Origin of the sequence: Halomonas sp. SIMBA_159 (genome assembly GCF_046536035.1) — a bacterium.
Taxonomy (GTDB): Bacteria; Pseudomonadota; Gammaproteobacteria; order Pseudomonadales; family Halomonadaceae; genus Vreelandella; species Vreelandella venusta_A.
In genome coordinates this window covers 1-272 of record NZ_JAWJBT010000585.1, presented here as the reverse complement: position 1 = coordinate 272, position 272 = coordinate 1, and the positions used below count along the sequence as shown (strand labels likewise).

1 protein-coding gene is annotated in these 272 nt (G+C 48.9%); it reads right to left on the bottom strand.

Annotation, left to right across the window (positions count from 1 at the left end):
* Positions 1–155 precede the first annotated feature (155 nt).
* Complete coding sequence (locus tag R0J87_RS20560; protein ID WP_498888569.1) at positions 156–260, bottom strand: hypothetical protein; 105 nt, start codon at positions 258–260, stop codon at positions 156–158.
* Positions 261–272: the final 12 nt, after the last annotated feature.

The following is a 272-nucleotide window of genomic DNA, read 5'->3' as shown; positions in this document are numbered from 1 at the left end:
ATGGTGGCCGCGGTTGTGGTCATGCTGGTGATGAAGCAGCGCGAATTTCACTCTAAAGTGCTAAAAGCCCTGCAGGAGTGCTGATAATAACTGCAAAGAAAAACGCAGCCAGTGTTAAGCGGCTGCGTTGTTGTAGTCAGTAACGCCTTGCTCAGTTAGTTGCTGCGGATCTCAAAGGCTTTAATCACCCGTGATACACCTTCAACATGGCGGGTTATGTCAACTGCTTTAGCGGCTTCCTGCTCGCTGACGATACCCATTAAAAACACTTC